Consider the following 4,498-nt stretch of genomic DNA (forward strand, 5'->3'; position numbering starts at 1 on the left):
GTAATCGGATGTGCGTGTTTGGTAACCACACCGATACCGGAGGTCCTCACCTACTTCCGCTCACCACGCCGTTCACAACCTGTCTGGGAGTTACACCTAGATCCTCAGAGCAGAGTGGACCAGTAACTCCAGAACCGCACCAGGCACAACAGGATCACCGCGGTGAACCACAGCGCCACGATCGACCAGCGCCAGGTGTGCAGCCCGCGCAGCACGGCGTTGCCGCGCTGCGGCTGCACCGCGATCGTCGTCACCACGACCAGCAGCGGGATGGTCATCGACCACACCACCATGCAGTACAGGCACAGCGCGCCGATGGTGAACACGCTCTGGTAGATCAGCCAGTGCACGAACACCGTGCCCAGCAGCGTGCCGACCGCCAGCCCGGCCCAGTACCAGCGGGGCAGCTGAACCCGGGCCACCGCGAGCACCCCGGTCACCAGCACGACGGTGAACGACACGATGCCGATCAGCGAGTTCGGGAAACCGAACACGGCGGCCTGCGGGGTGACCATCACCGAACCGCAGGACAGCACCGGGTTGAGGCTGCACGTCGGCACGTAGGCCGGGTTCTTGAGCAGCTCGACCTTCTCGATGGTCAGCGCCAGCGCCGACGAGAGGCCCACCACGCCGGCGATCAGGACCCACAGCGCGCTCAGCCTCCCGACGTGCACCCCACCGTGCTCGGGGCTGTCCGGCTCGGCCGGGGACACCTCCCCTGGCGCGCTCACGCTCATGGAGCGGGAGCGGGAGCGGGCGCCGGGGTCGTCGGATCCGGATTCGGCGGCGGCGCACCGGCGTCGAGCACGGGCAGGTCACCGACGATGCTCCTGATCTCGTCGATCAGCGCGTCGGGGGTCGTCGGCTTGTAGTCCTTGCCGTTGATGCGGATGGTCGGGGTGGCCTTGACCTCGGTCGCCTTGGCCATGCCCTTGACCATGTCGTCGTAGCGGCCCTTCTCGATGCAGTTCGGGACGTCGCCGACGACGCCGGCCTGGCGCGCCACCTCGGTCAGCCGGGCCTCGTCCGGGAACGGGCCGACGCCCTCGGGCGGCTGCTGGGCGTACAGCGCGGCGTGGAAGCGGCGGAACGCCTCGGTGTCGGCTTCGGCCACGCAGTAGGCGGCGTTCGCGGCGCGGGTCGAGTACCCCTGGCCGGCCCGGTCCAGGATCGAGACCATGTAGTAGTCGGCCGCCACGGCGCCGCTGTCGATCAGCCGGTTGATCGTCGGGCCGAAGGCCTTCTCGAAGTTGCCGCACGCCGGGCACAGGAAGTCCTCGTAGAGCGACAGCACGGCCTTGGGCTCGCCGTCGTCACCGGTGATGACGTCGCTGGACGCCACCCGGATCGGCTTGGCCTCACCCTCGCCGGGCTTGTCCTCCTTGGTCATGACGATGTAGAGCACCAGCGCGACGGCGAAGATCACGACGATCGCGGTCAACCCGATCTGTACGGCCAGATTGCGTTTCTTGTCGGCCGCCTTCAGGTCGTACTTCGGGGTCTTCTTCGGTTTCGAGGCCACGGGGACAAGCGTACCGGCGGCGTTTTCGCGGCCCGTCAGACGCCGCGCAGACGGGTGCGCAGCGCGCTGATCATGTCGGCGACCGCGGCCGCGCAACCGCCCCCGATCGGGAACATGTTGGCGAAGCCGTGGATCAGCGCACCGGCCTGCCGCAGGTCGACGGCCACCCCGGCGGCGCGCAGTGCCTCGGCGTAGGCCACGCCCTCGTCGCGCAGTGGGTCGAAGCCGCCGGTCAGCACCAGTGCAGGCGCGAGCCCGGACAGGTCGTCGGCCAGCAGCGGTGACACGACCGGATCGGTGATCTGCACCGACGCACCGGTGACGTACTTGTCGGCGAACCACTCGATGTCGGCCTTCGTCAGGAAGTAGCCGGAGGCGAACAGGGTCTGCGACCGGGTCTCGCCGCTGGGGTTGGTCCACGGGTAGATGAGCAGTTGCAGCGCCGGTTGCGGCACTCCTTCGGCGCGGGCGCGCTGGGCGACGACGGCGGCGATGTTGCCGCCGGCGCTGTCCCCGCCGACCGCGACGCGGTCCGGGTCGGCACCGAGTTCGGCGGCGTGCTCGCGCGCCCAGCGGTAGGCGGCGAACCCGTCGTCGGCGGCGGCGGGCGCCTTGTGCTCGGGGGCCAGCCGGTAGTCGACCGACAGCACGTGCACCCCGGCGTCGCGGCAGATCAGCCGGCACAGGTCGTCGTGGCTGTCGAGGTCGCCGATCACGAAGCCGCCGCCGTGGAAGAACACCAGCAGCGGGGCGGCCGTGTCGGCGGTGGATGTGGGCGGAACGTAGTGGCGGGCCGGGATCTCACCGTCCCCGCCGGTCACGGTGAGATCTCTCACCGCGGCCACCGGGATCGCCTGCCGGAACCCGCCGGACAGGTCGCGCAGCTGCGCCCGCGCCGCCGCCACGTTGTTGGTGCCACCGTCGATCCCGACCAGCTTCTGCCCGGCGAGCATCAGCTGCACCGTGGTGTCGAGGGTGTTGCCGTCCACCGTCACCGTGCGGCCCGCCAGCAGCAGGCGTTTCACCGGGTCGGGGATGCGCGGCAACGCGCGCAGGGTGACACCCGCCATCGCGGTGACGAGCGCCTCCTTGCGTCCCGGGCTGTACGCGCCGTCAGCTGGCAGACTCGCAGTCATGGCATCTCCCTTGATCACGCTGAATGACGGTAATGCGATCCCCCAGGTTGGACTCGGAGTTTGGCAGACGCCGCCGGAGGCCACCGAGCGCGCGGTTGCCACGGCGCTGGAGGCGGGCTACCGGCACATCGACACCGCCGCCGCCTACCAGAACGAACGCGAGGTCGGGCAGGCGCTGGCCAAGTCGGGTCTGCGCCGCGAGGACGTCTACATCACGACCAAGCTGTGGAACGCCGACCAGGGTTATGATAGCACGCTGGCCGCGTTCGACAAGAGCATGGAGCGGCTGGGCCTGGAGTATCTCGATCTGTATCTGGTGCACTGGCCGATGCCGAAGACCAACAAGTACGTCGACACCTTCAAGGCGTTCGCCTACCTGCGTGACCAGGGCCGGATCCGCTCGATCGGGGTGAGCAACTTCGAGCCCGAACACCTGCGCACGCTGATCGACGCCACCGGCGTCGTGCCCGCCGTCAACCAGATCGAGCTGCACCCGCTGCTTCAGCAGCAGGAGCTGCGTGAGGTACACGCCGAACTGGGCATCGCCACCGAGGCGTGGAGCCCGCTGGGGCAGGGATCGCTGCTGGCGAATCCGACCGTCACCTCAGTCGCGGAGGCGCACGGACGCACCCCGGCGCAGGTACTGATTAGGTGGCATATCCAACTCGGCAATATAGTCATCCCGAAATCGGTGACCCCCGAGCGGATTGTGAGCAACTTCGACGTGTTCGACTTCGAGTTGAGCGAGCAGGACATGGCGTCGATCTCGTCGCTCGGCGATGGCACTCGCCTGGGTCCCGACCCGAGAAATTTCGAGTTCACAGGGTAGGTGACATGACCTCCTCGTCCATTCCGACGGTCACGCTCAACGACGACAACACCATGCCGGTGCTCGGCATCGGCGTCGGCGAGCTGTCCGAGGCCGACGCCGAGCAGGCGGTGCTGGCGGCGCTGTCGGCCGGTTACCGACTGATCGACACCGCCGCCGCGTACGGCAACGAGGCCGCCGTCGGCCGCGCGGTACGCAAGTCCGGGGTGCCCCGCGAGGAGATCTTCGTCACCAGCAAGCTCGACGTCCGCGACCAGGGTTTCAAGAGTGCGCAGGACGCCTGCCGCAAGAGTGTCGAGGAACTCGGTCTCGGCTACGTCGACCTGTACCTGATCCACTGGCCCGCCGGTGAGCAGGGCAAGTACATCGACAGCTGGGGCGGGCTGATGAAGAACAAGGAGCTCGGCGACGCCAAGTCCATCGGGGTGTCCAACTTCCACGAGGAGCACCTGTCGAACGTCATCGACCTGTCGTTCTTCACCCCCGCGGTCAACCAGATCGAGCTGCACCCGCTGCTCAACCAGGCGCACCTGCGCGAGGTGAACAAGGGCTACGGGATCGTCACCCAGGCGTACAGCCCGCTGGGCGTGGGCCGGCTGCTGGACAACGAGACCGTCGTCTCGGTGGCCCAGGCGCACGGCAAGACCCCGGCGCAGGTGCTGATCAAGTGGAGCCTGCAGCTGGGCAACTCGGTCATCACCCGGTCGAGGTCGCCGGAGCACCTGGCGGCCAACCTCGAGGTGTTCGACTTCGAGCTCACCGACGACCAGATGGCCGCGCTCAACGGCCTGGACGACGGCACCCGGTACCGCCCGGACCCGGAGACGTACACCGGCTAGTTGTTCTTCACGGGTAGGTTGTGAACGCGTAGGCGCTCGATTGGTGTCATTCCGCCGATGCCGGTGTGGGGTCGGTGGTGATTGTAGTGATGCAGCCAGTGCTGGTAGGTTCCGGCGCGTTCGGCCTCAGAGCGGTAGGTCTGCGCATAGGCCCATTCGGTGGTCAGGGTGC

The 4,498-nt window shown here is 68.1% G+C and carries 6 protein-coding genes; 2 read left to right on the top strand and 4 right to left on the bottom strand.

Annotation, left to right across the window (positions count from 1 at the left end; all coding sequences use genetic code 11):
• Nucleotides 1-104: 104 nt before the first annotated feature.
• The 3 genes from AB0876_RS34155 to AB0876_RS34165 are packed head-to-tail and all read right to left on the bottom strand — an operon-like array spanning nucleotide 105 to nucleotide 2,658.
• Nucleotides 105-737, bottom strand: a complete 633-nt coding sequence (locus tag AB0876_RS34155; protein WP_003889255.1) for a vitamin K epoxide reductase family protein — start codon at nucleotides 735-737, stop codon at nucleotides 105-107.
• The gene (locus tag AB0876_RS34160; protein WP_047041144.1) at nucleotides 734-1,522 is read right to left on the bottom strand and encodes a DsbA family protein; all 789 of its coding nucleotides are present in this window, start codon (nucleotides 1,520-1,522) and stop codon (nucleotides 734-736) included. The genes AB0876_RS34155 and AB0876_RS34160 overlap by 4 nt, the downstream gene beginning before the upstream one ends.
• Nucleotides 1,523-1,557: 35 nt before the next feature.
• Nucleotides 1,558-2,658, bottom strand: a complete 1,101-nt coding sequence (locus AB0876_RS34165; protein WP_047041146.1) for an alpha/beta hydrolase — start codon at nucleotides 2,656-2,658, stop codon at nucleotides 1,558-1,560.
• Between AB0876_RS34165 and AB0876_RS34170 the strand changes: the two genes are divergently transcribed.
• Both AB0876_RS34170 and AB0876_RS34175 read left to right on the top strand, forming a co-directional pair.
• Nucleotides 2,657-3,487, top strand: coding sequence for an aldo/keto reductase (locus AB0876_RS34170; RefSeq protein WP_040634844.1), 831 nt, complete (start codon nucleotides 2,657-2,659; stop codon nucleotides 3,485-3,487). The two genes, AB0876_RS34165 and AB0876_RS34170, sit on opposite strands and share 2 nt — an antisense overlap.
• A gap of 5 nt (nucleotides 3,488-3,492) precedes the next feature.
• Nucleotides 3,493-4,326, top strand: coding sequence for an aldo/keto reductase (locus tag AB0876_RS34175; RefSeq protein WP_003889251.1), 834 nt, complete (start codon nucleotides 3,493-3,495; stop codon nucleotides 4,324-4,326).
• On the opposite strand, the gene AB0876_RS34180 is transcribed toward AB0876_RS34175, so the two are convergent.
• Nucleotides 4,323-4,498: integrase core domain-containing protein (locus AB0876_RS34180; RefSeq protein WP_526044219.1), on the bottom strand; the 176-nt coding region annotated here is incomplete at its 5' end. The two genes, AB0876_RS34175 and AB0876_RS34180, sit on opposite strands and share 4 nt — an antisense overlap.

This window comes from Mycobacterium sp. NPDC049093 (assembly GCF_040704635.1).
In the GTDB taxonomy this organism is placed as follows: domain Bacteria; phylum Actinomycetota; class Actinomycetes; order Mycobacteriales; family Mycobacteriaceae; genus Mycobacterium.